Annotated in this window: 21 protein-coding genes; 8 read left to right on the top strand and 13 right to left on the bottom strand. The window is 63.2% G+C overall.

Translation table 11 applies throughout. From position 1 onward, the window contains the following. Positions 1-376 precede the first annotated feature (376 nt). Entirely contained in the window at positions 377-679 is a 303-nt protein-coding gene (locus tag ACFRJ9_RS12245; RefSeq protein WP_377668070.1) for a DUF4193 domain-containing protein, read from the top strand. A 103-nt stretch (positions 680-782) separates the two neighbouring features. After that, positions 783-1310, top strand: a complete 528-nt coding sequence (locus tag ACFRJ9_RS12250) for a DUF427 domain-containing protein (RefSeq protein ID WP_377668073.1) — start codon at positions 783-785, stop codon at positions 1308-1310. Positions 1311-1333: 23 nt separating this feature from the next. On the opposite strand, the gene ACFRJ9_RS12255 is transcribed toward ACFRJ9_RS12250, so the two are convergent. After that, positions 1334-2320, bottom strand: coding sequence for an ornithine cyclodeaminase family protein (locus ACFRJ9_RS12255; RefSeq protein ID WP_377668076.1), 987 nt, complete (start codon positions 2318-2320; stop codon positions 1334-1336). Positions 2321-2741: 421 nt separating this feature from the next. Between ACFRJ9_RS12255 and ACFRJ9_RS12260 the strand changes: the two genes are divergently transcribed. From ACFRJ9_RS12260 to ACFRJ9_RS12280, 5 genes are all read left to right on the top strand, one after another. Then, positions 2742-3944 (top strand): amidohydrolase, encoded by a 1203-nt coding sequence (locus ACFRJ9_RS12260; protein WP_377668079.1) that lies wholly within the window; start codon positions 2742-2744, stop codon positions 3942-3944. A gap of 86 nt (positions 3945-4030) precedes the next feature. Beyond that, the gene (locus ACFRJ9_RS12265) at positions 4031-4966 is read left to right on the top strand and encodes an ABC transporter substrate-binding protein (RefSeq protein WP_377668082.1); all 936 of its coding nucleotides are present in this window, start codon (positions 4031-4033) and stop codon (positions 4964-4966) included. Between the two features lie 2 nt (positions 4967-4968). Next, positions 4969-5928, top strand: a complete 960-nt coding sequence (locus tag ACFRJ9_RS12270; RefSeq protein ID WP_377668085.1) for an amino acid ABC transporter permease — start codon at positions 4969-4971, stop codon at positions 5926-5928. 26 nt (positions 5929-5954) lie between these two features. After that, positions 5955-6707, top strand: a complete 753-nt coding sequence (locus ACFRJ9_RS12275; protein WP_377668088.1) for an amino acid ABC transporter ATP-binding protein — start codon at positions 5955-5957, stop codon at positions 6705-6707. 24 nt (positions 6708-6731) lie between these two features. Continuing rightward, on the top strand, positions 6732-7928 hold the full coding sequence (locus ACFRJ9_RS12280; RefSeq protein WP_377668090.1) for an amidohydrolase family protein: 1197 nt from the start codon (positions 6732-6734) through the stop codon (positions 7926-7928). A 108-nt stretch (positions 7929-8036) separates the two neighbouring features. On the opposite strand, the gene ACFRJ9_RS12285 is transcribed toward ACFRJ9_RS12280, so the two are convergent. Then, entirely contained in the window at positions 8037-9776 is a 1740-nt protein-coding gene (locus tag ACFRJ9_RS12285; protein ID WP_377668093.1) for an L-aspartate oxidase, read from the bottom strand. Positions 9777-9847: 71 nt separating this feature from the next. Here ACFRJ9_RS12285 and ACFRJ9_RS12290 point away from each other — a divergent pair, with 71 nt between their 5' ends. Continuing rightward, a complete protein-coding gene (locus ACFRJ9_RS12290; RefSeq protein ID WP_377668095.1) occupies positions 9848-10801 on the top strand; it encodes a LysR family transcriptional regulator in 954 nt (317 codons plus the stop codon). A gap of 24 nt (positions 10802-10825) precedes the next feature. On the opposite strand, the gene ACFRJ9_RS12295 is transcribed toward ACFRJ9_RS12290, so the two are convergent. The 11 genes from ACFRJ9_RS12295 to ACFRJ9_RS12345 form a co-directional block, all read right to left on the bottom strand. Continuing rightward, entirely contained in the window at positions 10826-11260 is a 435-nt protein-coding gene (locus ACFRJ9_RS12295) for an SRPBCC family protein (RefSeq protein ID WP_377668098.1), read from the bottom strand. A gap of 121 nt (positions 11261-11381) precedes the next feature. Then, complete coding sequence (locus tag ACFRJ9_RS12300; protein WP_377668101.1) at positions 11382-12218, bottom strand: helix-turn-helix domain-containing protein; 837 nt, start codon at positions 12216-12218, stop codon at positions 11382-11384. Positions 12219-12282: 64 nt separating this feature from the next. Then, entirely contained in the window at positions 12283-12957 is a 675-nt protein-coding gene (locus ACFRJ9_RS12305) for a carboxyltransferase domain-containing protein (RefSeq protein ID WP_377668104.1), read from the bottom strand. A gap of 108 nt (positions 12958-13065) precedes the next feature. Then, the gene (locus ACFRJ9_RS12310) at positions 13066-14523 is read right to left on the bottom strand and encodes an NAD-dependent succinate-semialdehyde dehydrogenase (protein WP_377668107.1); all 1458 of its coding nucleotides are present in this window, start codon (positions 14521-14523) and stop codon (positions 13066-13068) included. Between the two features lie 2 nt (positions 14524-14525). Then, a complete protein-coding gene (locus ACFRJ9_RS12315; protein WP_377668110.1) occupies positions 14526-17438 on the bottom strand; it encodes an FAD-binding and (Fe-S)-binding domain-containing protein in 2913 nt (970 codons plus the stop codon). Positions 17439-17446: 8 nt separating this feature from the next. Continuing rightward, positions 17447-18724, bottom strand: a complete 1278-nt coding sequence (locus tag ACFRJ9_RS12320) for an aspartate aminotransferase family protein (RefSeq protein ID WP_377668113.1) — start codon at positions 18722-18724, stop codon at positions 17447-17449. 97 nt (positions 18725-18821) lie between these two features. After that, positions 18822-19538, bottom strand: a complete 717-nt coding sequence (locus tag ACFRJ9_RS12325) for a haloacid dehalogenase type II (protein WP_377668116.1) — start codon at positions 19536-19538, stop codon at positions 18822-18824. Positions 19539-19698: 160 nt separating this feature from the next. After that, a complete protein-coding gene (locus ACFRJ9_RS12330; RefSeq protein ID WP_377668119.1) occupies positions 19699-20952 on the bottom strand; it encodes an MFS transporter in 1254 nt (417 codons plus the stop codon). A gap of 31 nt (positions 20953-20983) precedes the next feature. Next, positions 20984-22213 (bottom strand): amidohydrolase family protein, encoded by a 1230-nt coding sequence (locus tag ACFRJ9_RS12335; RefSeq protein WP_377668122.1) that lies wholly within the window; start codon positions 22211-22213, stop codon positions 20984-20986. A gap of 151 nt (positions 22214-22364) precedes the next feature. Then, on the bottom strand, positions 22365-23525 hold the full coding sequence (locus ACFRJ9_RS12340; protein ID WP_377668124.1) for a PucR family transcriptional regulator: 1161 nt from the start codon (positions 23523-23525) through the stop codon (positions 22365-22367). A 20-nt stretch (positions 23526-23545) separates the two neighbouring features. Continuing rightward, positions 23546-24235 (bottom strand): GntR family transcriptional regulator, encoded by a 690-nt coding sequence (locus ACFRJ9_RS12345; protein WP_377668127.1) that lies wholly within the window; start codon positions 24233-24235, stop codon positions 23546-23548. Between the last annotated feature and the right edge of the window lie 114 nt (positions 24236-24349).

Here is a 24349-nt window from a genome sequence, read left to right on the forward strand (position 1 = left end):
AGCCTGTCTGGCTGATGAGGACTACTCTGCCGGGCCAGAATCAAGAACAAATCATGCAAACCCGCAACAGTTCCTCAGGAAAACCTCAAGACTCCTGCGCAGTCAGAATTCGGTGTGTAGAAGTTGTCCTTCTTGGTCTCCCAGCTGGCGTCAAGCTTTGGGTGGGCATAATGCGATCGAAGCTTCGGTCAACCGCTATTTGACCGGGGCTTCGCCAATTCACGGGATTTCACTCGGGCGCCGGTAAGAAGCCTGAGATATCCGCTGGCCCCGATAGATGGCCAGACTGCACACAAGGAACAAGAGTATGGTTCTGTGCGTTGCAGTGACGTTAGCAGCGACCAGCAGACCAGAACATCAGAAATGAGAATCTCCAGTGGCAACCGATTACGATGAAGTCCGCTCCGACGTCAAGGAATCCCAGGACCGCTCTCTGGAGGCCTTGAAATCCGAGAACGCCCCAAATGCGCGCAGTGTTGTCACCGAACTTGACGAGGCCGACGCCCTGGACGAAGGGCTCACACCGGGCGGTGAGATCGTTTCTGAAGAGCTCATCGTCCAAGTCATCCCCCAGGCTGCGGACGAGTTCACCTGCTACTCCTGTTTTCTGGTCCGGCACAGGTCCCAGTTGGCCCGGGAAAGTGACGGTCATGCGTACTGCACCGAGTGCGAAGGCTAATTCCGGCAGGTCCCGGCGGCCGGATTTCAGCTGATAGAGTCGCCCGTCGTCGTGCCTGCTCGGGCGAGCCTGCCATCGCAGCCAAAGGTGGCACCATGGACTCATGCCACTCACTCACGGCTTTCTCGGCGGCGGTAAGCGCCCGCGTCCCGTCAAGCCCCGTCCCGGTCAGGAATCCGTGTGGGACTACCCACGGCCTCCGCGGGTCGAGTCCCGGAATGATCGGATTGTCGTACAGCTTGGCGGTCAAGTCATAGTCGACACCACCAATGCCGTGCGAGTGCTGGAAACCAGCCATCCGCCTGTGTACTACGTGCCATTGGATGCGTTCCCGGCCGGTGTACTTGTCGTGGCCGAGGGTTCCACTTTTTGCGAATTCAAGGGAAGGGCTGACTATTTCGACGTCGTGGCCGGTGGAGTCAGCGCCCCACGCGCGGGCTGGACTTATCCGGAACCCCGTCCGGGTTTTGAGGCCCTCAGCGACCGAGTGGCACTGTACCCGGATCGTATGGAGTCCTGCCAGGTCAACGGCGAGCAAGTGGCTTTCCAGGAAGGGAACTTCTACGGCGGCTGGATCACCCGGCAGATCGTCGGTCCGTTCAAGGGTGGTCCAGGAACTGCTGGCTGGTGATCCGGACTTGCTGATCCTCTGCATCAGCGGGACATATCGATGTCCGTTCCGAGGCCATTCCTGAGGGCGGCGTCATACAACAGACGGCCTATGGCCAGATCCTGCATGCCGATGCCCACTGAATTGAAGAGGGTAATGTCGTTGTCGTTATCACGCCCCGCCAACTGCCCGTAAATAACCGCGCCGAGTTCACCCCGAACGTCGTCGAGCGACATAGCGCCTTCGGACACGGCCAGCATGAGGTCACCGGATTTCTGAACTGCGGTCTCCGTGCTGTCGACGAACACCTTGGAGCGGCCCATCCCGAAAGAATCTATTTCGCGGTGGGTTGGCCGGGGGCGAGCCCCGACCGCATTGATGTGGAGCCCCGGACGGAACCATTCGCCATGGACCACGGGCTCCACGGATGGTGTCAACGTGCAGAGGACATCAGCTGCTTCCACCGTTTCCTGGACACTGGACGCTGCCACGACCTCTACGGCGTGATGCTGGATGCTGGTTTCAAAGGCTTTGACGGTGGCGTTGGTGCGGGACCAGACAACAACCTTCGTGATGGGTAAAACGTGCAGCAGCGCCTCGACATGGGCGACCGCCAAGGCGCCGGCGCCTATGAGGCCAAGCGTTGAACTGTCGGACCGGGCCAGGTACTTGCTCGCCACAGCGCTTGCCGCAGCCGTCCGAACGCGCGTAGGAACCCGGCCGTCGAGAAGGGCGAGCGTCTCCCCGGTGCGCTGGTCCGCCAGGAGGATGCTTGAACGCTGAGTGGGAAGTCCGGCTTCGCGGTTTGCGGGAATATCCGACAATAGCTTCACTGCTGCGAGCTGCTGTGTGTCGGCCAGCCCGGACATGAGCAAGTACCGTGCGTCCGAAGACGGCAGGTGAAGGGACATCGGTGCTGGCTGTTGCGCGGTGCCCCTTGCGACATCGGCGAATCCGCTTTCTACCGCTGAGATGGTTTGGGCCATGCTGGCCAGCTCTTCTAAGGCTGATGCGGTCAGAATGAGTGTCACGGGTACCTCCGGGTCTTGTTCCTTGGAAATCGTCGCTGATCGGCCTGACGGTATACCAAACTGGAAGTGACCGTCAATCAATGGCGACACATACCCACTCGTGGAGTGGGAAACCCGAGTCCGCATCGCATGCAGGAGACTCGCTGGTATACCACCAGTGCTTGGCGAAACCCTTGTCGAGGCCTGGAAGCACGGCGGCGACCGGCCGCATTAGGCGTCAAGCGACACGTCCACCCTTCAATCACGAGTCTTATTTGGTATGCCAAGTAGCTCCATCGAGGAAAAATTCCCTGGGTTTGACGCGCATTGGTGGGGAAATGTTAGACCTATTTCGATTCAGGTATTGATCTGGGATACCAAGAGTGCCTACAGTGTGACTATTGAGCAACCGTGACGATCGTCACAAGAGTGGGAGGTAAGGATGCAGGACACGCTTATCGAGCGGGTGAGGCTGGCAGATCACTCGCTGCCGGTTGACCTGCTGGTCCAGGACGGCCGCATCGAACAAATCAAGCCAACCGGCGTCATTGACGCTGCGGCGGCGGTGCGGGAGGACGGTGCCGGTGCGCTCGCCCTGCCGGGAATGGTCGACGCCCATTGCCACATCGACAAGACGCTCTGGGGCCGCGGCTGGGTCCCTCATTCGGCAGGGCCTGCGCTTGAGGACCGCATCGCCACCGGCGAGCGAGGTCGCGCGGAGCACGGCCTGCCGAGCCGCGACGGTATGTATTCGCTACTCGAGGAGATGGCTGCCACCGGGACCACCCTCGCCCGCACGCACACCGACGTCGATCCTGAGATCGGGCTTCGCGGTCTCAAGCTCGTCGCAAGCGTCGCCGAAGAGCTGGCTGAGGTGATCGACGTCGAACAGGTTGCCTTTCCCCAGGGCGGGCTGCTGACGCGCCCCGGCACGGCCGAGCTGCTCGAGTCGGCCCTTCAGCAAGGGCTGGTTGGATGCCTCGGAGGCATCGACCCCGCCGCCCTGGAACGCGACTCTGTGCGTCATCTCGATCTGATCTTCGGGCTCGCCAGTACTTACGGCGCCAGGCTCGACATACACCTGCACGAACGCGGAACTCTCGGCGCGCACACCATGGAGCTGATCATCGAGCGAGTGCTCCGGCATGGCCTTGAGGGCCGCGTCGCAATTTCGCACGGCGTGGCCATCGTGGAGGTTGACCACGTCCAGTCCGAGCGGATCTCCCAGGGCCTCGCGGAGGCGCGGATCTCCCTGCTGACAGCAACGGTCTACAACACACCTGTGCTGCCGATTGCCGAGCTGCGAGGGCGCGGTGTCAACATCGGCGCTGGCAATGACGGCGTGCGAGACCACTGGGGACCGTACGGAAACGGCGACATGCTCGACCGCACCTTCCACCTCGCATATCGGAGCGGTTTTCGCACAGACGAACAAATCGCCGCCGCATTCGACGTGGCGGTGAGTGGCGGGGCGGTCGCCCTCGGGCGCGAGCCGGCCCGGATCGAACCCGGTGCACCCGCCGATCTCTTCCTCATCGATGCCGCGAGCATCGGCGAGGCAGTCGCAGCCCGGATGCCGCGGCGGCTTGTGCTGAAACGAGGCAAGGTCATCGCGCGCCACGGGAACCCCCTGCGAACGGGGTGACCCTGCCCTGGCGAGCGGGACCCCGCTCGCTTCTTCCCCCCAACCAGTTCCGCATCCTGCGGAACCCAGCCCGAAAGGCAAGAACAATGTCGTTCTACCGCACCACCTTCGCACGCCGCGCTGCGGCCATCATCGTGGCAGGCGCCATCGCCGTGGTCGCCATTACAGGCTGCGGCGTCTCCGGCTCCACGGCCACCGCCGCCGGGGAATCGGTGAAGCCCGCCGCCCTCGACGAAAAGGCGCCGCTCTTCGACCTGCTGCCGCAGAAGATCAGGGACAAGGGGGTACTAACCGTCGCTACGCAGCCCGACTTCGAGCCGGCCAACTTCACCCCGGCCGGCGAGACCGGCATCCAGGGCTACAACGTCGATCTTATGGAATCGATGGCGAAGCAGCTCGGCATCCCGGTCAAGTGGGAGAAAGTGCCATTCGATCAGATCCTGATCGGCATGCAGAGCGGAAAGTTCGACGCCGCGATCGCCGGCATGACCGACCGCAAGAAGCGGCAGGAGCAGGTCGACTTCATCGACTACCAGTGGGCCGGCACAGTCTTCATGGTGCAGAAGGGAAACCCCAAGGGCATCACGAGCGCCGTCGACGGCGGCTGCGGCGTCAAGATCGGCGACGTCAAGGGCTCCGACGCCCAACGCCTCGTGGACATGATGGCCGCGGCGTGCACTGCGAAGGGCAAGCCCGCCACCGAGCTCATCTCTTTCCCGAATTCAAGTGACAAGAACCTGGCGCTCACCTCTGGCCGCATCGACGCCATCTTCTGGCCCGACATGGCGGTCTCGGTCATCCAGCGTGAGACCGGTGACAAGCTCGAGTCGCTCCCCGTCGACTTCGAGGAGAAGGTCTACCTTGGCATGACGTTCAACAAAGCGCAGACCGAGCTCCGCGACGCTTTCCTCACCGCCCTCCAGGCGATCCACGACGACGGCACCTACAACGAGGTCCTGAAGAAGTGGCATGTCGAGGTCATCGATCTCGACGCCCCGGGCGTCAACTTGGCGAAGAAGTGATCATGTCCGACATCACCCGCGCACCACTCCCGACCACCAACAAACCGGCGCATTATGTGCGCACGCCTGGCGACGAGCCGCCCGTGCAGGAGGCGCCGATCCGGGCGAAGCGGCGACCCCAGTACGGCCAGATCGTCACCGGATGCGCCGCGATCGCCCTGCTCGTCCTCTTCATTCAGTCCCAGGCCCAGAACCCCAACATGGAGTGGAACGTTACCTGGGAGTACATGTTCAACCCGGTGGTGCTCCAAGGCGTAGGCGTAACGATCCAGCTGGCGATCTTCGCCATGCTCATCTCAATCGTGCTCGCCTTCGTCATCGCGCTCATGATCCAGAGCAACAACAGGGTGGTGAGCGTTATCGGACGCGCCTACGTCTGGTTCTTCCGCGGCGTCCCGATGCTCGTTCAGGTCCTCCTCTGGTTCAACCTGGCGGTGCTCTTCCCCGTGATCCTCGGGCAGGATACGAACGCCCTCATCTCGGGCTTCACCGCAGGCCTCATCGCCCTCTCGCTCGCCGAGTCAGGCTATATGGCCGAGATCATCCGGGGCGGCATCATCTCGGTGCCGACAGGCCAAACCGACGCGGGCGTGAGCATCGGCCTCACCCGGAACCAGGCCCTTGCCCGCATCGTGTTGCCCCAATCGATACGGGTCATCATCCCGCCCACCGGCAACCAGTTCATCGGCATGCTGAAGGCAACCTCGCTCGTGTCCGTGATCGGCGGCAGCGACCTGCTGACCCGGGTGCAGCTCATTTACGGGCAGAACTTCAAGATCCTTCCCCTGCTGATCGTCGGCGTGCTCTGGTACCTGATCCTGGTGACGATTGCCGGCACCGGCCAGCATTTCCTGGAACGTCGCTTCAACGCCTCGCAGCCCGGGTCACGGCGTGCGTCCAAGAACACGGCGATGACCACCACCATTCGGACCATCATTGGAGGTGCGCTGTGGCGCAAGTAGCTCCCGCAGGAATTGCGACCGACACCATGCTGCGCATCGACGGCGTGCACAAGTGGCTTGGGCACAACCATGTGCTCCGCGGCGTGGACATCGAGGTGAGAACCGGTGAGATCGTCTGCATCCTTGGGCCTTCGGGCTCTGGCAAGAGCACGTTGCTGCGGTGCATCAACCACCTCGACCCCGTTGACGGCGGCGTGATCGAGGTGAACGGGGAGCGTGTCGGCTACCATCTGCACGGCGGGCAGCTCTTCGAACAAAGCGAACGCCGTGTGGCCAAGGCCCGCCAGCACATCGGCATGGTGTTCCAGCACTTCAACCTGTTCGGTCACATGACAGCCCTCGATAACGTCACCTACGGCCCGGCCCGGATCCTGGGCCGCCCGCGCAAGGAGGCTGTCGCCCACGCACGGCAGCTCCTGGCGAAGGTCGGCCTGGCCGACAAGGACGACTCGTACCCGAGCCAGCTCTCGGGCGGGCAGCAGCAGCGGGTGGCCATCGCCAGGGCGCTCGCCATGGAGCCTCGGCTCATGATGTTCGACGAACCGACCAGTGCGCTGGACCCCGAGCTGGTCGGCGAGGTTCTGCAGACCATGCGGCAGGTGGCCGAGGAGGGCATGACGATGATCGTCGTGACGCACGAGATCGGCTTCGCCCGCGAGGTCGCTGACCGGGTGGTCTTCATGGACCAGGGCCGCGTGCTGGAGGACGGTCCGGCACGCGAAGTGCTCGATAACCCGCGGCACGAGCGAACCGCCGCCTTCCTCCGCCGCGTGCACTGACTCTCAGAAGAAAGAAGGAACACCATGACTGACAAGACATTCATCCTGAGGAACGTGCGCCCGTGGGGCGGCGATGCCGCGGACATCACCATCAGCGGCGGGGTCATCACTGGGGTGGCACCTGCATTGGGTGTGTCCGAGCCCGGTGACCTCGACGGTGGCGGATTGATAGCCGTACCCGGGTTCATCAACACACATGCCCACGTCGACAAAAGCTGGTGGGGCAAGCCTTGGGTTTCCTACACGTATTCCGAGCAGCCGACCGTGGAGGGCTGGATCGCCAACGAGCGCGCCGAGCGCGGGAACTACGACATCCCGAACGTGAATTCGGCCGCAGCAGTGCTGCGCGAGTTCATCCGTCACGGCACCACGGCGACCCGCACGCACATCGACGTCGATGTCGGAATCGGGCTGAAGGGCCTCGAATCGGTTCAAATCGCGGTCGCCGAGCTGGACGGGGCGATCCAGGTTGAGACGGTGGCCTTCCCGCAAGACGGCGTCTTGCGCAGGCCCGGCGTATTGCGGCTGCTCGACGAGGCCGCCCAGGCCGGGGCCAACAGCATTGGCGGGCTCGACCCGGGCACGATCGACGGCGACGTCGAAGGGCAGCTGGACGGGCTCTTCCAGATCGCCGTGGAACGAAACGTCGGCCTTGATCTGCACCTGCATGACTTCGGCTCGCTCGGCGCGTACGAGTACCGTCAGGTGATCCGCCGAACAATCGACGCCGGTCTTCACGGCAGGGTGAACATTTCGCATGGTTTCGCCTTGGGCTCGCTGCCGCAGGGCGTGCAGGAGGAGATCATCGAGGGCCTTGCCGAAGCGGGCATCTCGTGGAGCACCGTCGCGATGAGCGGCACGGCGCCGCTGCCCTGGCAACGGCTGCGTGAGCGTGGTGTCCCGCTGGGCCTCGGCACTGACGGCGTCCGCGACCTGTGGTCGCCCTTCGGCGACGGGGACCTGCTGCGCGTGGCATTCGCCTTTGCGCGGCTGCACGGGTTCCGCCACGATGACAAGCTCACCACAGCGGTCGAGTACGCGACGAAGTACGGTGCACCGTTCGTTGGGCGGGAGGAACACGACGTCGTGGCCGGTGCGCGCGCCGACGTTGTGCTTGTCGACGCCGAGAACGTCCCCGACGCGCTCGTGCGTTGTCCCCGGCGGAGCCTGGTGATCTCCGCAGGCCGAGTCGTCGCCCGCGACGGCGAAGTGCTGGTCTGACACCTCCACTGACGGAAGTCTCGTGGCCGGAGGCCTTCTCGGATGTCCTGGGAAGGCCTCCGGCCGCGGCCTGGCAGCCCTACCCGGCCGCCCTGGTCCCGGTCCGGCTTACTCTACGAGTTTGCCGACGGATGACACTTCCGTGATCAGCGCGGCGATTTCCCCGGGGATAGCGGGTATCTGTTCGTGAACGACGCCGGTGGTCGGCGACCATACGAGGTTGACCTGAAGTGAGGGGTCGATTTCGGGGTAGTCGCTTCGGTTGTGGCAACCGCGGGTTTCGCGGCGCTCGATGGCCGATTCGAGGGTCGCGCGGGCGGCCAACGCTGAGGCTTTGAGGTCGAACGCATGGGCAAGGTCCTGGTAGCCGGCAAGGTCCGGGTGGACGCCGATGTTGTTCATGCGCTCTTCGATGGTTTTGAGCTTCTCCAGGCCGGCGTTGAGGCCGTCTTCGTCCCTGACAACTCCGGCGTGTTCGGTCATCATGTCGCGGATGGAGCGCTGCAGCGTCCGAACGTTCTCGCTTCCGTCCGCGGCGAGCAGATCGGTGACCTCCGCCCGCGCATTCGCCACCGCTTCGAACGAACGAGGCTGGGCGGTGAGCGACGCCGAGTATTGGGCGGCCGCCTTGGCAACGATCCGGCCGAACACCAGCAGTTCGATCAGGGAATTGCCTCCCAGCCGGTTCGCGCCGTGCAGCCCGCTGGATGCCTCACCGATCGCGTACAGTCCTTCCACGTCGGTACTGTGATCTTCCGGGCGCACCCAGATCCCGCCCATCGAGTAATGGGCAGTGGGGGCAATTTCGATAGGGCTCGTTGTGATGTCGAGCATCTGCACCTCCATCATGGTCTGGTAGACGCGCGGCAGGCGCTCCATGATGGTGTGGCGCGGGAGGTGGGATACGTCGAGCCAAACCCCGCCGTTTGGCGTACCGCGGCCTTCCTTGATCTCTGTGTAGGCGGCCAGGGCAACACGGTCGCGCGTTGATAGCTCTTTTCGTACCGGATCGTAACGCTCCATGAAACGTTCGCCCAGGCCATTGCGCAGGAAGCCGCCCTCACCGCGAGCGGCTTCTGAAATGAGCGTGCCTGCAGCGTTCTCGGGCTCGATGATGCCGGACGGATGGAACTGTACGAGTTCGGCGTCGCGCAGCCTTGCGCCAGCATTGACCGCCAGGCGGAACGAGTCTCCCGTGTTCTCGTCACGGCGCGAGGATGTACGGCGCCAGATGCGGTTGTGGCCTCCCGCTGCCAGTACCACCGCATCGGCATGGATGAGGTAGCGGGTGCCGTTGTTGAGGTCGAAACCATATGCTCCGAAAACTTGGTTGTCCTTCACCAGGAGACGGGTGATGTACACCTCGTCGAGGATAGGGATGTCCAGCTGCCGGGCGCGTGCAACCAGGCTCCGTTGAATCTCCAGACCGGTGTAGTCGCCGGCAAATGCCGTGCGACGGAAGGTGTGCGCACCGAAGAATCGCTGGGAAATGCGTCCATCGTTTTCGCGGGCGAAGTCCATGCCGTAGCGTTCCAGGTCTTGGATGCCCTGGGCGGCTCCGCGCGCAACGATCTCCACCGTGTGCGGGTTGGCCAGGTAGTAGCTTTCCTTGATCGTATCCGCCGCGTGTTGCTGCCAGCTGTCTTCCTCATCCATGGTCCCCAATGCCGCGTTGATGCCACCGGCGGCCAACGAGGTGTGCGCATCTGTGCGCTGGCGCTTTCCGACGGCGAGCACGTCGACACCCATCTCGGCCAGCTCGATGGACGCCCGAAGGCCCGATCCGCCGGTTCCAATAACCAATACGGTGGTGGAGATCTGCTTTTCAAGGGGTTTCGTTGAGTTCATAAATCCATGCTAGGAACCGCGAAGTCGATCAGTCCAATGCATTATTTGGCTAATCTTGATGCGATTATGCTATGAACATGAACCTTGAACAGCTACGAAGCTTCGTGACAGTCCACCAGATGGGCCACTTCACGCGGGCTGCTGCGCATTTGCACCTGGCCCAGCCTTCACTGAGCCGGCAAATTTCAACCCTCGAGTCCGATCTCGGAACGGCACTTTTTCATCGGGTCAGGGGCAACGTCACACTGACCGCTGCGGGGGAGGCACTGCTGCCGTTGGCCACCCGGATGCTGGCAGATGCCGATACTGTCCGTTTTGAAATGCAGGAGTTGGCGGGGCTGAGGCGAGGGCGTGTACGCCTTGGTGCCACGCCAACCCTGTGTATCAGCCTGGTTGCCGAAGTTCTGACCTCATTTCATGACACCTACCCGGCCATAGAGCTGCATCTGTCCGAGCGTGGCTCACTCGGCCTGCTGGATGAACTGGTCAACGGCACCCTTGACCTGGCACTGGTCACTACCTCTGAAGATGCCCCAACACCCACCGCGAGTCTGAGGATGCTTCCCATCCTGAGCGAGGAACTAGTGGTTATCGCATCGATCGGGAATGACGTTCTGAAGGGCGTCGAAGTCCTCACGCTCACGGAACTGGCCAAGCTGCCGCAGATCACGTTCCAGGAAAACTATGAACTGCGGGCAACCACCACGCAGGCTTTTCGGGCGGCAGGTCTGGTCCCCAACATTGTCCTTGAGGGCGCTGAGATGGACGCTGTACTGCGCTGTGTTGAACGCGGTCTCGGCGTGGCCGTTGTTCCTGCCATGGTGATGGTGGACAGGCCCGGCCTGCGTTCAGTGAGGCTCAACACCCCCCGGTTTACCCGTTCGATCAGCCTGGCACACCGAAATGACGTGCCGCTGACTCGTGCCGCCCAGGCGATGCAGGATTTGATCATTGAGACCGCCAACGTTCTGTCCTCAGCCAATTCCGGGACCGCCGGTCTGATCCACGTTCCGTCGCGTAACTGAAAGCCCCGGGACTGTTGGCCACGGTCATTCCTTCTCGAGATAGGCCTTCAACTTCTGCAAGTGGTCTCCGTCTTCTTTTTTCATGATGGCGGCCACCATGGGCAGCATCATCTTGCGCAGGCCATTGGATTCCAGTTCGCAGACCCACTTGAGCCGGGTGCCGCCATCTTCTGGTGACAATCGGTAGTCGTAGGCCACCTTGATGCCTTCAGCCTCCGTGCTGATGCTGACGTGTGTGTCCGGTTCGTAGGCGTTGACGAGCAGGTCTGCGCTGGCTTCTTTTCCGCTGACAATGCGGGTCTCCCTGAAGGTGCTGCCTGCTGCGATGGGCCCTTCGGTGAGTTTCTTGCTCTCCTTGATGTTGTCCAGGAATTTCGTTGCTTCCGTTGGGTTTGAGATCACCTTGAAGACCTCTTGGGGCGACGTTGCGATGTGTTCACTGAATTCGAAGCCTTTCATCTTTTTCCCTCCTGGTTTCGTTTCATGGATTCGAGTGGCACATAAGCGTCCGTGGAGTCCTGCAGGAGCCGGCCATCGGCGGCCCGCTTGCAGTGATAGATCTCAAAAGGGGCAGCTGCGCTCAAGCCGTAGTCGTCAGTGAGCAGCCAATCGACGCCGATGTAGGCGAAGGTTTTGGCGATCTCTTCGAGCCCGCCAGAATGACGGCGGGCGACGCACAGCCAGGCGGTTGGTATCGGTAGCCGATGGGGTGACTCACCTTCGTCGGCCCGCTGACGGGAAGGCACGCGTCGAACCGGATATGGTGCTCGTCGGTCACGTAGGGATCGTCGTGGGTGATGCCGACGAGCAGTTCCGGAGAGTATTCAAGCCGGTGCGTGTCGGCGTATGCCAGAACCTCATCCCAGAGCTCCAGAAAGGAGTCCCTGCCCGTCAGCAGATTCTCATACCCCAGGTGGCGAACGAAGATCAGGTGCCGGGGCGGCGTCCTCTCCACCGTCACAGGCGCCTTGTCCAGATCGAAGCGCAAGGTCAGCGGTGTCTCACCTGTGAAGCCCGCCATCGTGCGGCTGCCCATGGTCTCGTCCACGCAGTCGCGGTATTCCTGCAGCACAGCCCGGAACTCGGACGGCCTCATCCCGAAAGTGCGTGTGAATGCACGCGTGAATGTTTCGTGTGTTGTGTAGCCTGCCTCCACAGCGATGTGGATCAGATTGTCCGGACTGACTTTCAGGCGGTGAACGGCGCGCTCAAGACGCAGACGGCGCAGATACTCTTTGGGCGCTTCGCCGGTGACGTGCTGGAACACACGATGGAAGTGATACGGAGAAAATCCAGCTATGGCGGCAAGATCTGCGAGGTTCAGCGGTTCATCGAGATGTTCCTCGCAGTGGATCAGCACCGGGAGCACGCTTTGCCTGTGCATATTGGTTGTCACTGCCTGGACGGGACGGAACACTCCTTCAATATATAGTTCGCCCGGCCCGCGTTCTCGACTTTTCTTGCGATTAATGCCGGGGGAGTCAGGGGGACCCCACAGGGCGGGTATTTTGCTGAAATCTGACGAAGTCTCCGACGTGGAGCCGCCCCGGTGACGGGCTTTGGGGTGGCGTCAGGCGCCCGATCTGCAATTCGTTGCTGAAGCAGCTCTGCGAAGCTACGGTGACTCCGGCGTCGGACAGCAGCAGTGTTCCAGGCGTTACCGCTCGTCGGGGCCGGCACATCTGGACGCCCGGGGGGATTTCGCCGCTGAGGGTCATCTGGATGAGCGGCGCCGCGGACGCGCCTGGTGCGAGTCCAGCCACGAGGTGAGTAGTTCGGCAGAGCCGACGAACCAGGCCGGACTCCGTTGTGCCGAGCATCAGGCTGGCCACGGACAGATCGATACTGGCGGGACCCCGAAATGCCACTGAAAGGCGATGCGTGCGGGGAGAGTGATTGCCATGGGCGAAGCGCACAGCAACATCTACGGCGGCCAGTACGTCGCGAAGATCGCCCGCCTCGATGATCCGGACGTCGTAGCTGACGTGGAATCCGTTCTTCAGTGAATGGACACTCATGAGACCGGGCAGGCAAAGGGAGTCGACCATGTCGCGGAAAGCGCCAATGTATCTGTCAGATTTTTCACGGTCAACAACCCTCATGAGCAGTTTCCCTGGTGGCGCGGAAAGGAAAGTGATTCCGGTGGTGGCTGTCACGGTTTCCTTTCTCAGAGGTGCGGACCGTACCGGTTGAACACAGTGCCTTGTGCAACCAATACGGTCCGCAACCAATACGGTCCGCGGTGTTCGATGCGGGAGGGGATGTTACTGGTGGGGGATGAAGGTGTACTTGTACTCGAGGAATTCGTCGATGCCCAGAACGCCGCCCTCACGACCGATTCCGGACGCCTTTACGCCGCCCAGCGGCGCTGCGACGTCGGAGATGATGCCGGAGTTGATGCCGACCATTCCCACCTCCAGCCGTCGTGCCACGCGGTGGGCCCGAGCGAGGTCGTTGGTCATGAGGTAGCCGGCGAGTCCATAGATGGTGTCATTCGCCAGGGCAACGGCGTCGTCCTCGTCGGTGAACGGGATGATCGGTGCGACCGGCCCGAAGATCTCTTCCTGCATGAGCCGGGCGTCGCGCGGTACGTTCGCGAGCACGGTGGGCGGGTAGAACGACCCCACCCCGGATGGAACAGCCCCGCCGGTGCGGGTGTCGGCACCTCGGGATACGGCGTCGTCCACGAGGGACTGAATACGTTCGACGCTGGCGTCATCAATCATGGGCCCGATCTCGGTGCCTTCAACCAGGCCGTTGCCGACGCGCAACGAGGCAAACTTGTCCGTCAGCCTGGCGGTGAGTTCGTCGGCGATGCTTTGGTGGACGAGCACGCGGTTGGCCGCGGTGCAGGCCTCGCCCATGTTGCGCATCTTGGCCGCTGTGATCTCAGTGACGGCCTTGTCCAGGTCGACGTCCTCGAAGACGATGAACGGTGCATTGCCGCCGAGTTCGAGCGAGGTGCGGATCATGTGGTCAGAACATTGACTGTGCAGCTTGCTTCCGACAAACGTGGAACCGGTGAACGAAAGGTGGCGTATCAGCCCCTCACCGAGCAGGGGAGCCACCAACGCGCTGGACCTGGAGGTGGTGACAACATTGATCGTCCCCGACGGTGCCCCGGCCTGCTCGAAAAGCCTGGCGAGGTACAACATGGTCAAGGGCGTCTTCTCTGCGGGCTTTACGACGACGGCGCAGCCGGTAGCGATTGCGGGGGCGATCTTGCGGGCGCCCATGGCCAGGGGGAAGTTCCATGGCGTGATCAGCAACGACACGCCGACCGGCTCGCGGGAAAGGACGATCTGTCCCCGCCCGCTGGGGGACTCGGCGTGTGATCCCTGGACCCGAACGCCTTCCTGTGCGTACCACTGGAGGTAACCGGCCGAGTATTCGATCTCGCCCCGGGCCTCAGCGAGCGGCTTGCCCATTTCGGCTGTCATGATTGCCGCGAGCTCTTCCTTGGAGTCCAGCAGCAGCTTGTGTGCTCCCAGCAGGATGTCGGCCCGGGCTCGGGAGGACATCGCGGCGAAAGAGGCTTGGGCGGCGTTGGCGGCGGCAACTGCTCGACGTCCGTCTTCCGGGCTCGCATCGGGGATCGAGGCGATGACCTCGCCGGTTGCGGGGTTGTGCACTTGGATGCGGGGCTGGTCGGGGAGGTCCTCCCAGCGTCCGTCGATGAACAGTTCGGTCTTCAGCCCCACAGGGGCCTCGATGGTGGGCATGGCTATCCTTCGGTGTGGTGGGTTGTCTTGGGGTCGAGGAGCTCGGCGAGGTGCAGGCTCTTGCGGTCCGGTTCGAGTTGTTTAACCTGCATCGCGCAGCTGAAACCATCGGCCAGGACAGGAACATCCGGGCCTGTTTGTGCCAGGGCTGGCGCCAGGGCTTGTTCGGCGACCTTCATGGAGATGTCGTAGTGGTCCGCTTCGAAACCGAAGTTGCCGGCGACTCCGCAGCAGCCGCTAGCTTCGGTGACGTTGGCGACGCCCACGGCGGCCAAGGCTTTGCGTTGGACCGTCGCTCCGAAGGTGGAGTATTCGTGGCAGTGGGTTTGCACCGTCACCCCAGTTGGTACCACCGGCGGCATCCAACCGCCGTCGACCCATTCCTTTACAGCCTCGGCGAAGCTGCGGATCCGGTGGGATACGCGTTCTGCGGCCTCGGTGCCGAGCAGTTCGGGTGCGTCCTTTTTCAAGGCCGCGGCGCAGCTTGGCTCGATGACGACGATGGGTGCGTCGGTTCCGTCGTCGAGCTTCGCGACAGCTTTGCCCATGAGCTTCTTGGCGGCGTCCAGTTGCCCGGTGGAGATCCAGGTCAGGCCGCAGCAGGCGTCTGATTCGCAGCCGACTGTACGTCCGGTACTTTCCATGACCCGGGCCGCTGCCCCGGCCACTTCGGGCCTGAAACCCTTGGTGAAGGAATCAACGAACAGTACGGCGTCAGCCGGCGTGGACGGGTTGCTGTAAGGGGCCAAGGCATCGCGGAGCATCTTCCGGGAGGCGAACTTCGGCATCTTACGGTGTGTGGTCAACCCACCTGCAGCAGCGACGACTTTTCCGAGGGGACTGGCCAGGACCAGGTTGACCAGCGGGCTGATGAGCGTCGTCAGCTTGAGCCAACGTGGCAGCCAGCCGAGGGAGAAGTGGGACAAGGGCCGCAGCCTGCCCTCGTAGTAGTGCGAGAAGAACTCGGACTTGTAGGTGGCCATGTCCACGCCGGCCGGGCAATCGTTTGAGCAGGCTTTGCAGGCAAGGCAGAGGTCCAGTGCTTCGCGGACGTCGTCGGACTTCCAGCCTTCGTCGATGGTGCGGGCTCCGCGGACCATGTCCTGGAGGACTCGGGACCGTCCGCGGGTGGAGTCCTTCTCGTCTCCGGTGGCACGGTAGCTGGGGCACATGACCCCGCCGGCGTCGGAACGGCAACGGCCGACGCCGATGCAGGACTGGACGGCATGGACCCAGGGGTCTGCACCGGCAGCGGCGGCCTCGACGGGCCGGAGCTCGAAGTGGGTTCGCCACTGCCGGTCCGGGATCCCTTCGAGGGCGAGGTTGTCTTCGATGGGGTCGGGGTCGGTGATGGATCCGGGGTTCAGGATTCCTGCACGGTCCCACAGCTTCCGGTAGGAGGCGAAGGCGTTGAGCATCTGGGGGGAGTACATGACAGGAAGCAGGGCTGAGCGGGCGCGGCCGTCGCCGTGTTCGCCGGAGAGCGAGCCGCCGTGGCGGACCACGAGCCGGGCCGCTGCCTGGCTGAACTTGCTGAAGACGGTCCGGCCATCGTCGCTGCGAAGGTCGTAAGTGATGCGGATGTGCATGCACCCGGCGCCGAAGTGTCCGTACATGATGCCGGTCAGCCCAAATTCATCGAGCAGGCGCCGGAAGTCAGTGAGGTAGGCGGCCAGGTTTGGCGGTGCCACTGCGGAGTCTTCCCAGCCGGCCAGGGATTCCCCGCCACTGGCCGGCCGGGAGGACAGGCCGGCGCCGTCTTCACGGACACGCCAGAGAGTGGCCCGTTCCATGGTGTCCGGCACAGCTCGGCCGTCAACAAGGCGGCCATTGCCGGCAAGCCGCTCAAGTAGGCGCGTGGCCTCTTGGGCGACATCTTCGGGGTTCTCCCCATCGAGGTCCACGTAGAGGAAGGCCTTGCCATGCGGGAGTCCGAGCACGGAGTCGGCTCCGCGCCTGGCCCGCATGGTGTCCACGATCGCTTCGTCGATGCCTTCGACGGCGGCGGGTGAGAATTCGAGGATCGTTTCGATGTCTTTGGCGGCGTCCACGACGTCGGCGTAACCGAGGCAGACAAGAAGCGCGCTGGGTGCTTTGGGTACCAGCTTCATCCGGGCCCGGACGACCACGGCGCACGTACCTTCGGTTCCCACCAATGCCCGTGCCACGTTCAGGCCGTTTTCGGGTAGCAGATTGGCCAGATGGTAGCCGGAGACCTGGCGCTGGATGCGGCTCAGCTCTACCCGGAAGGCCGCAAGATTGTCCTGGGCGAGGGATTTGAGTTCCTCGCCGAGTTCGTAGGCGCGTGCCACCGAGAAGGCATCGGATGGGTCGGTGGCGCGCAGGCCGCCGGGCGCGGCGGTAAGCCGTGCGCCGTCGGAAGTGACGACGTCGATCTCCTCGACGTGGTCCGAGGTACGCCCGTACCGTACGGAGTGGTTTCCGCACGCGTCATTGCCGATGGAGCCGCCGATGGTGGCGCGGTTCTTGGACGAGGGGTCCGGGGCGAACGTCAACGCGCCGGCGGTGGCTTTCTCGGCTGCACGGGTCAAGTGGGAGAGGATGACGCCGGCTTCGACGTCGGCCGTTCCAGTGGCAGGGTCGATGCTGAGGATGCGGTTCATGTGCCGGGAAAAGTCCAGGACGATGCCCGGGCCGATGGCGTTGCCGGCCATCGAGGTTCCTCCGCCCCGGCTGATCAGGGGCGTTTCCGTTTCTCGGCAGGCGGAGACGACCGCGACTACGTCGTCTATGGTGCGGGGGAAGACGACAGCGATCGGGGGTACCCGGTAATTGGACGCGTCGAAGGAGTACGCGGCCAGGCGGTGACCTGAGGAATCCACGGGTACACCGGCGGCAGCGAGCCTGGCGAGGATCGGAGCGCGCTCCGGAGCGGAGAGAACATCGTGCGTCATGGGCGTGCCTAGAGTCCAGCGGTTGCCGGTACTGCGCCCACAACAGCGCCGACGGCGGTTTCGAAGCGCTGCAGACCGGCTTCGATTTCGCTTTCGGTCACCACGAGGGCAGGAATGAGGCGGACGACGTTTCCTTCTGGTCCGCAGGTCAGGGTCAGCAGGTCCTGCTCGGTGGTGGCCTGCTGAACGGCAGCTGCTGTCGTGGCGTCAGGGGATCCATCGGCTGCGGTGAACTCGATGCCTTGCATCAGGCCCAGGCCGCGTACATTTCCAATCACGGGGAAACGGCCCTGGATCGCCTTAAGGCCGGCCTGGAGCTGCAGGCCGCGGACGCGGGAGTTCTCCACCAGGCCTCCTTCTTCGACGACGCCCAGGGTCGCCACGCCTGCGGCCGCCGATACAGCGTTGCCGCCGTAGGTGCCACCCTGGGAGCCGGGCCATGCCTTGGACATGGTCTCGGTGGAGGCAGCAATCGCGGAAATGGGGAACCCCGAGGCGATGCCCTTGGCGGTGATAATGATGTCCGGCGTCGCGGTGGAGTGCTGGTGGCCCCAGAACTTGCCGGTGCGGCCAACGCCTGCCTGAACTTCGTCGAAAATGAGCTTGATGCCGTGCAGGTCCGCGCGTTCACGCAGTCCCTCCATGAACGCCGGCGGGGTTGGAATGTAGCCGCCGTCGCCCAGGGCAGGTTCGATCAGGAACGCCGCGGTGTCGTTGGGGGCGGTGCGGGTCTTGAGCAGGTAGTCCAGCTCCTTCAAAGCGAACTCGACGGCGGTGGCTTCGTCCCAGCCATAACGGTAGCCGTAGGGGAAGGCAGTCATATGGACCCCTGCCATCAGTGGTGCGTACCCGGCGGAGAACTTGGTGCCGGCGGTGGTCAGTGACGCGGCGGCCACCGTGCGGCCGTGGAAGCCGCCTTGGAAGACGACGATGTTCGGCCGTCCTGTGGCCATGCGGGCGAGGCGGATCGCGGCCTCGACGGCTTCCGAGCCGGAGTTGGCGTAGAAAACCGAGTCCAGGCCGGTCGGCAGGACCTCGCCGAGCTTCTCGGTCAATTCCAGCAGCGGCTTGTGCATCACAGTGGTGTATTGGGCGTGGATGATCTTGCCGACCTGCTCGCGGGCTGCGGCCACCACCTTCGGGTGGCAGTGTCCGGTGCTGGTCACACCGATTCCGGTGGTGAAGTCCAGGTACTCGCGGCCGTCGGTGGCATAGATCCAGGACCCGAGGGCGTGGTCAACCACCACGGGAGTGGCTTGTTTGAGGATGGGGCTGAGGGAAGTCATCGGATGTACCAATCGTGGGATAGGGGTGCGGCCAGCACGCTGGATACCGCCGCTAGGGGTTCTCAGCGTGCTGGCCGCGGATCGGGTTGGGCGGAGCCTAGTTTGAGGTGACTGTCTGGGGGACGGCCGCGTTGGCGAATTCTGCCATGGACGTGAAGGTCCAGTCCGGGGTGATCTCGGAGCCGGGATCGGGGGTTGCACCCCAGCCCGGACGGTTGTGGCGGCGGTTGATCCAGACGCCCTTCAGTCCGGCCCTGCGGCCGGGCACATGGTCATGGAACAGGCTCTGTGCGACGTGGAGGACGTTGAGGCCTTCGTTGTCGACGTAGCCCTTCAGGGCGTTGAAGTTCTTGTCGGCGGGCTTGTAGCTGCCGACTTCTTCCGCGGTGATGATGCGGTCGAATTCGACGCCGAGCCTGGCGTTGCTGCCTTCGAAGCTCTTCTTGTCGATATTGGACAGGATGATCAGTTTGAAGCGGGACTTTAGTTTGCGGAGTGCCTCGACGGAGTCGTCAAATGCGGGCCATTCCGGAACGGAGGATCCCAGCTTCTCAGCGTCAGCATCGGAGACCGGGATGCCGAGCTTCTTGCCGGATGCCCGGAACGCTTCGGCCAGGACCTGCGGGTACAGGGCCGTCGGGGTTTCCTTCTCAATGCGGGCCTCTTCGTCCGCGTAGGCGAGCAGGAGGTCTTCGTCTGTGAGCTCCGGGCGTGCAGCCCGTCCCCACGGTCCGAGAACCGCGGCGATGCCGGCCTCCCAGTCGATCAGTGTGCCGTAGCAGTCGAAGCTAAGGGCGTCGAATTCTTCGAACATGTGCTTCCCCTTTGGTTTGTGGTTGTTGGCCCCGGGTGGGGCGGGGGCTTTTCCACCCGTGGACGGATGGTTCTGCCGGGTCAGCGTGTTGGCGCTGACCGCCTGAGTTAATACTGATCCCCGGATTGAAGATTGTCAACAATCAAACGAAAAGTCTCTCCTAGTTTTCGGCGAGGATGTTCTTGTTCCGGGTTTCGGGCAGGGCCCAGACTGCGATGAGCGCCAGTGTGGCGCCAGTGGCTCCGACGGCCATGATGGAGTTGCCCAGGCCGATGGACGCCGAGAACAAACCGATGGAGAGAGGTCCGAAGGCGGCCACGCCGCGGCCAACGTTGTAGGCAAAGCCTTGGCCGGTGGCGCGCATCTCCGTGGGGAAGAGTTCGGCCAGGTAAGCGCCCAAACCGCCGGCCTGACCGGAGGCAAAGAAGCCGAGCAGGAAGCAGATCGGCAGGGCGATCATGGGCTGGGCGGCCGGTGTCAGGACGAACAGGACGATTGAGGCGATGGAGGCCAGGAAGAAGAAGGCGAAGGTTGGACGCCGTCCGAACCGGTCGTGGATATGGCCGGAAATCAGGTAGCCGAGGAAGGACCCGGCGATGACCACCCACGTGTACGTGGCAGTGCCCACCACGCTCATTCCGCGTTCTGCCTTAAGGAACGAGGGGAGGAAAACGAAGACGGAGTAGTAGATGCCCTGAACGCCCATGCCCAGAATGGTGGCCAGAATGGTGGTGCGGATCTGGGAACGGCTGAACAGCAAGGTCAGAGGCAGCTTGGTTCCCTTCGGCTTTTTGGTGACTTGGACTTTGTCCTTGACGGTGCGGCGGATCCAGAAAGCCACGATGGCCGGGATGACGCCGATGAAGAACAGGTAGCGCCAGCCGACAGCTGGGTCGGCGACGGAGAAGACCCAGAGGTAGATCGCCGTGGAGAGCGCCCAGCCGACGGCGTAGCAGCTGTGGATGGCGGAGAGAATACGACCCCGCTTGTGTGCGGGTGCGTATTCGGAGACGAGTGCGGCGCCCACGGCCCATTCAGCGCCGAAGGCCAGGCCTTCGAGGACGCGCCAGACAGCGAACTGCGTGACGTCCTGGGATGTTGCGGTGAGGCCAGTGAAGAGGCAGTAGCCCAGGATGACCCAGGTCAGTGTCCGGACCCTGCCGAACCTGTCTGCCAAGACCCCGCCGAACGCACCGCCAACGGCGGACGCGACGATGCTGATGGCCGTGATCCAGCCGGCGGTGGCGGAGGTGAATCCCAGGACCGGCCCGACGGCGGTGAGCGCGAAGCCGTAAATGGTCCAGGTCAGGCCGTCCAGTCCCCAGCCGATACCGGCGGCGACGTACGCCTTTTTGGCCTGCGATTGTTCCCGTGCGTCCGGGGGCGAGATCGAGGTGCTGCTTTGGGTTTGCATTGGAGTATTCCTTGTCGTTGGGGGAGTGACGTCAGGCGTTGCGGCGGTCGCGGAGGATGCGGCCCTCGCTCATTACCAGTTGGAAAGTGTCCTTGTCCTGCAAGGTGGTGATGTCGGAGAGGGGGTCGCTGGAGAGAACCACAAGATCGGCAATTTTTCCTTCCGTGATGGTGCCGAGATCCTGGTCCATGCCGATGAGTTCGGCGTTGGTCCGGGTTGCCGCTTCCAGGGCGCCGAGCGGCCCCAATACCCTGGCCTTGAGTTCCAGTTCGTAAGTTTTGTAGCCCTGATGGGGCCCTAGGACATCTGAACCGGAGGCGATCTTGACGCCGCGGTCTCGAAGGATTTCAAGTGCCTCGTAGGCGGTGCCGAGCACTTTCTTCACCATGGTGACTTGGTCTTCCGGCATGCCGCCCGCCAGTCCGTCGCGAAGGAGCAGTTCGTAGGTGGCGATCGTTGGTACGGCGAAGACGCCGGACTCCCGCATGGCGTCGGCAGCTTCTTCGTCAACACCGTTGCCGTGTTCAATGCTGCGGATGCCGGCGGCGACGCAGGCGAGGATAGACGGGGGAGTGTAGGCATGGGCCATGACGTATTTGTCCTGGGCACGTGCTTCGTAGACGATGGCACCCATTTCCTCGGCCGTGAACTGGGTGTGGTCCACGCTGTCCGTGGGGGAAGTACAGCCGCCGCTGGCCATGATCTTGATCTGGTCGGCGCCCCGGCGGAGGATTTCGCGGGCGGCTCGGCGGCAGGCGTCGGGGCCGTCGGCCACCATGCCGGGATGGTAGATGCCATCGGCACGGCGGTAGTCGTCTTCTTCGCGGGTACGGAAGTCGCTGTGGCCGCCGGTCTGGCTGAGCGGCGCGATGGCCAGGTGCATTCTGGGTCCTTCAGCGCTTCCTTCCTGAACGGCTTGTTTGAAGCCGTAGTCCGTGAATCCGGCATCACGGATGGTGGTGATGCCGTAGTCGAGGCATTCACTCAATGCCCGGAATCCGCGGGCCGCGTTCACGGCTGTGGGCAGGAGGTGGACCTTGTTCAGGTAGTCGCCGGCGGAGATGTGCGTGTGGCAGTCGATGAGGCCCGGGATAACCGTCATCCCGGTGCAGTCGATGACGTTGGCGCCGGTACTCGGGATGGCCGCCCGGGAAACGCGGGAGATCCTTGGGCCATCCACGCGGATGAAGGCGTTGTGGACCGGCTCGGTTCCGTCGGCGGCAATGACAGTGGTGTTGGCCAGGATGAGTGAAGATGACATGTCGGTATCTTTCAAGGCTTTTGTCGGATTGTTGACTTAAGCCTATGACCGGGGTCACGTGGGAACTATGGACGGAAGGTCAGTGTTCTCGACCGCACATTCAACGGCCGTTCAGGGGGTAACAACGGTGAGTGTGACGGAGCGGGCAGGCCTACTGGGCGTGATGCCATTTTGGAGCCCGGAGGAGCTTCAGCGCTTCGAGGGATAGCTGAATGGTCAGGCGGTCCTTTCCCGATTCGAGGTTCAGCCCGGTGGCGTCCTCGAACTTGCGGAGCCGGTAGTACAGCGTTCCCCGATGAATGTGCAGGAAATCGGCCACGAGGTCGGGTTTGCGGCCGTGGTCGAGGTAGTGGTCGACGGTTTCCAGGAGTTCGGTTTCGGAGCGCAACGCGGCGATGCTCTCAAGGACGGAGTCGGCTAGTATATCCGGCTGCTGGAGGGCCATGACCTTGATGGGACCCAGCTGTGACCAGCGGACAATGCCGCCGGGGGTAGGGGAGTCTGCCACGGCTGTGCGGAGGGAGCCCAATGCCTGCTGGTAGGAGCGGGGGAGTTGATGTGGATCCTGAACCGGCGCCCCGGCACCGATCACCAGCACCGGGCAGCAGGGGGTGTGGTCGGCGAGAACATTGGGGTCCATGTCGGAATCCGCGGCCAGCAAGAAGGCGTGGTGGTCTTCGAACTTGTACTCGACGGTGAGCAAATCCGTGGCCCTGCTGCCCCTCGGCGTGGCAGCCGAGATTCGCTTGGCGGGTTCTTCGGGGAACGGGGCGACAGTGGTGCCGACGGCGATCACCCACTCGTGGACCCGAGTGCCGAGCTGCTCCCATAGCTCGTTCACAGCGTCAGCCTGCTCGCGTCCATGACTGGTCAGGGCCCGGCGCAGGCGGTCCTTGGCCAGCCGGGCGGATTCCTCCGAATCCAGCATGATGCGACCGATGTCCATCGCCTGGACGGTCAAGGCTTCGAGCATTTCGGCGTCGCATTTCGCGTCGGGGTCCAGAATGCAGAGGTAGCCGAGGATAAGCCCGCCGGAGTGGACCGGGAGCACCCACCGGGACATTGCAGCCTTCTCCGGTATGCCCGGTACAAAGGTCGGCGAAAGGGAGCTGCCGACTCCTGCTTGCCGAAACCACCGGACCACCCATTCTTCCGTGCCCCGGCTCAGGAGCGACTCGGAGCGCACGGCGTCGATGATGAGCCCGGAATGGGGCGAAAAGACGATGGAATCCAGATCGGCGGTGGTCAGGGAAACCGGTAGTCCCACGTGGCGGGCGAATTCGTTGACCCTTCGTTGGAGATCATCGAACACGGTTGGTCAAGTCCTTGGCCCTAGGCACTCAGAGTGTCTGCAACGGCGGGCTTCTCGGTCAGCAACCGTGCCAGGGCGTCATCCTTGTGGGCGTCCAGTCTCTGCATGAGCAACTCGCGGTCACCGTCGCGGAGGGATTCGGCGATCTGGCGGTGCTCGGCAACGCGGACGGATTCGTCCTGATAGCGTCCCTCCAAGCGGTTCAGGCACATCCGGGTCTCAGTCAGCAGCGTGCCGTGCATTCGTGACAGCCGGGGACTTGAGGCCATGGCTACCAGCTTTTCGTGGAAGGCAATATCGGCCTCTGACATGGCTTCGGAATCGTTGCGGGCCCGGGCCGCCTCCATGTCCTGGACCTTGGACAGCAGCGCCTGGCCAGCTGCCAGAGGGCCGGCGTCGACAAGAAGTCCGGCGGCGGCTTTCTCGACGGCGGTGCGGGCCTCGTAGATGTCGCGGATATCCGCATCGCTGATTTCGGCCACGAAGACGCCCCTGTTTCGGATGCTGACCAGCAGTCCTTCCTGGGTCAACCGTTGGATGGCCTCCCGCACGGGTCCGCGGCTTACGCCCAGTGCGCCTGCGATGTCCATCTCCACGAGCTGGGAGCCCGAGGCCAGGGAACCATCGCTGATATGTGCTCTGAGCTGGGCTGCTATCAGAGTCGGGGTTGACTCTTGGGTGATGGGCTGCAGCCCTTCACGATTTTTCATGGATTCCTCTGTCATCGGATCGGACGTTGATTGTCAACAATCGTACTTCGTTGCTTCCTCTGCGGCTAGAGTCGATACTCATATTGTTGACAATCATACGAGACGTGGACCACA

The organism is Paenarthrobacter sp. NPDC056912 (assembly GCF_042786555.1).
Classification (GTDB): domain Bacteria; phylum Actinomycetota; class Actinomycetes; order Actinomycetales; family Micrococcaceae; genus Arthrobacter.

Bases quoted from the DNA above. Each gene is read 5' to 3' on its own strand.
- ACFRJ9_RS12330 (WP_377668119.1), bottom strand. From the start codon at position 20,952: ATGCAAACCCAAAGCAGCACCTCGATCTCGCCCCCGGACGCACGGGAA.
- ACFRJ9_RS12325 (WP_377668116.1), bottom strand. From the start codon at position 19,538: ATGTTCGAAGAATTCGACGCCCTTAGCTTCGACTGCTACGGCACACTG.
- ACFRJ9_RS12280 (WP_377668090.1), top strand. From the start codon at position 6,732: ATGACTGACAAGACATTCATCCTGAGGAACGTGCGCCCGTGGGGCGGC.
- ACFRJ9_RS12250 (WP_377668073.1), top strand. From the start codon at position 783: ATGCCACTCACTCACGGCTTTCTCGGCGGCGGTAAGCGCCCGCGTCCC.
- ACFRJ9_RS12295 (WP_377668098.1), bottom strand. From the start codon at position 11,260: ATGAAAGGCTTCGAATTCAGTGAACACATCGCAACGTCGCCCCAAGAG.
- ACFRJ9_RS12290 (WP_377668095.1), top strand. From the start codon at position 9,848: ATGAACATGAACCTTGAACAGCTACGAAGCTTCGTGACAGTCCACCAG.
- ACFRJ9_RS12275 (WP_377668088.1), top strand. From the start codon at position 5,955: ATGCTGCGCATCGACGGCGTGCACAAGTGGCTTGGGCACAACCATGTG.
- ACFRJ9_RS12315 (WP_377668110.1), bottom strand. From the start codon at position 17,438: ATGACGCACGATGTTCTCTCCGCTCCGGAGCGCGCTCCGATCCTCGCC.
- ACFRJ9_RS12285 (WP_377668093.1), bottom strand. From the start codon at position 9,776: ATGAACTCAACGAAACCCCTTGAAAAGCAGATCTCCACCACCGTATTG.
- ACFRJ9_RS12335 (WP_377668122.1), bottom strand. From the start codon at position 22,213: ATGTCATCTTCACTCATCCTGGCCAACACCACTGTCATTGCCGCCGAC.
- ACFRJ9_RS12270 (WP_377668085.1), top strand. From the start codon at position 4,969: ATGTCCGACATCACCCGCGCACCACTCCCGACCACCAACAAACCGGCG.
- ACFRJ9_RS12265 (WP_377668082.1), top strand. From the start codon at position 4,031: ATGTCGTTCTACCGCACCACCTTCGCACGCCGCGCTGCGGCCATCATC.
- ACFRJ9_RS12320 (WP_377668113.1), bottom strand. From the start codon at position 18,724: ATGACTTCCCTCAGCCCCATCCTCAAACAAGCCACTCCCGTGGTGGTT.
- ACFRJ9_RS12260 (WP_377668079.1), top strand. From the start codon at position 2,742: ATGCAGGACACGCTTATCGAGCGGGTGAGGCTGGCAGATCACTCGCTG.
- ACFRJ9_RS12345 (WP_377668127.1), bottom strand. From the start codon at position 24,235: ATGAAAAATCGTGAAGGGCTGCAGCCCATCACCCAAGAGTCAACCCCG.
- ACFRJ9_RS12310 (WP_377668107.1), bottom strand. From the start codon at position 14,523: ATGCCCACCATCGAGGCCCCTGTGGGGCTGAAGACCGAACTGTTCATC.